We start from the raw sequence: 1,936 nt of genomic DNA, 5'->3' as shown, positions 1-1,936 counted from the left end.
TGGTGCCTCGGGTCGGAATCGCCAAGCTAGCGTCGGCGCAGGTTGCAGCGTCATGTGCGGGATTGGAGCGGGAATTGAGACAGAACGAGATCACTTCAGAGGATGTCTTCGCCTGGCTTCAGGCAGAGTATCCGCAGGTGAGGTCTGGGCGCTGGAAGGACGCCACGCTTCTGGCTCTAACGCTGCCTTCGAGGCGAGAAGGGTTCCCGCGCGATTTCGTCGCTATGGTCCGCGAGCAGAGATTGATTCCTGACGGCTACGTTGTCAGCCGAGATGAACGCTTCCTGCACTTTTTCGAGATCGAGATCTACAACCCCATGACGCGGGCCAAGCTGGAGTCGTATGCAAGGATGATGGTCGACTTCGATTCGTTCGGCTTTGAGTTCGCGGTCCTGTCGGTCAATAAGCACGGACACATCACGCCCGTCGACCTGCGGATGCACTATTTCAACTGGTTGAGCAGAATGGCCGAGAGGCAGGCCTAGCGAGGCGGAACATCTCTTCCAAGCCTCATATCCCACCGAAACCGCGGCAGGCGAGGCCACACGAAGCGAACGCCGCGGCGCCGGCGGGCCGGCTTCGCCGCCTTGGGCACCGGCTCCAGCCGCGCCAGCAGCATCGCGAACACCACCATCAGCGCCGGGTTGAAAAAGATGTAGGCCGAGATCGACTGGATCATCAGGGCGGTGCACGCCACCCACAGCCAGTACGAGCGGGAGCGCTTGAGCACGACGTGGAAGGCGTACAGGTGCCCGCCTGCCAGCAGCAGGCCGCCGGCCGCCAGGAATTCGAGCGAGTCGTTGTTGGCGTGGAAGTCGATCCGGTTTGTCAGAAAGGTGCCGGTCCGGTCGTAGCCGTTCATCCAGTAGCCATACGTTCCAAGGCCGCCGCCCAACGGGTGATCAAGCCAGATCGCCACGCAGTTGTAGATCGAGCCGAGGCGCTCGGCTACGGATCCGATGAGCTGGAATTGGTCGAGCAGGTCGTCGATGTTCGCCACGATGAACCATGCAGCCCCAGCCACGCCAGCGGCATAGAGCGGGATGATCCAGCGCCTGAGGCTGCCTGAGATGCTGAGCAGCAGCGCCAGGCATAGCCCAATGATGGCTCCGACGCCGTAGGTGCTGTAGAGGACGACCATGCCCAGCCACGGGATTCGGCGCCCGTTGTGCATGCTGAGGCAGCAGGCCGTGACAAGGCTACTGGCATAGGCCAGCGGCTCAATCTCGAACCCCATCAGTCGCATCTGGTCGTTGCTCGACGCAAAGATCCCGGAGAACGGGCCGGCGTCCGGCCGCTCGAACGGCAGGTCGAAGTAGAGCCCGGTGTGGAGCCTGAGGAGCTGCAGCGCGCCTGGCAGGATCGTGGTGTAGTAGGCTATCCGCAGCGTCCTGGAGACCTCCTGCTGCGTGCTGCGCTGGAAGAAGTGCACCAGCACCGAGACCGTGATCAGGTAGGCCAGGATACGGATGAACGTGATGAGTGCGACCATCCCCGGGGTCGAGTACAGCGCCTTCTCGCTGGTCAAGTTCGTCTCTGGGTTGACGGACAAGTTCAACCCGGCCATGGCCAAGGCGACGATCGATGCAATAAAGAACGGCCAGTAGCAGCGGATCATCAGGGTCTGCACGCTGCGTGAAGCCAGCGCCTTAGGAGCCCCGAGGAGCGCAATGGCCTCTGTCAGCTTCAGCGGCCCGACCCGCGGCAGGGTCCAGGACAGGAGCGCGATGGCGGCGGTGATCAGGTGGCGCATCCGGCGGATTATCGCCGTGGCGGCGGGTCACTGGCCCAGCGCGGCCGCGCGGCACTCCCCATACTGCGCTGCCGCGCGCTGCGCGAACAGCACCCAGCTGCCGAAGCTGTCGTCAGCGAGCGGCGCCAGCAGCGGGCAGCTGCTCTCCACCAGGTGCCGAAGCGGCTGGGGCGACGCCGGGGG

2 protein-coding genes are annotated in these 1,936 nt (G+C 63.8%); one reads left to right on the top strand and one right to left on the bottom strand.

The window, feature by feature from the left end; genetic code table 11:
* On the top strand, positions 1-485 hold a 485-nt coding region (locus BUE42_RS31350; protein ID WP_235002736.1), incomplete at its 5' end, for a hypothetical protein.
* On the opposite strand, the gene BUE42_RS31345 is transcribed toward BUE42_RS31350, so the two are convergent.
* A complete protein-coding gene (locus tag BUE42_RS31345) occupies positions 482-1,753 on the bottom strand; it encodes a hypothetical protein (RefSeq protein WP_073469432.1) in 1,272 nt (423 codons plus the stop codon). The genes BUE42_RS31350 and BUE42_RS31345 overlap by 4 nt on opposite strands.
* Between the last annotated feature and the right edge of the window lie 183 nt (positions 1,754-1,936).

Origin of the sequence: Rhizobacter sp. OV335 (assembly GCF_900142965.1) — a bacterium.
In the GTDB taxonomy this organism is placed as follows: Bacteria; Pseudomonadota; Gammaproteobacteria; order Burkholderiales; family Burkholderiaceae_C; genus Rhizobacter.
This window is presented reverse-complemented; position numbering and strand designations above follow the sequence as displayed.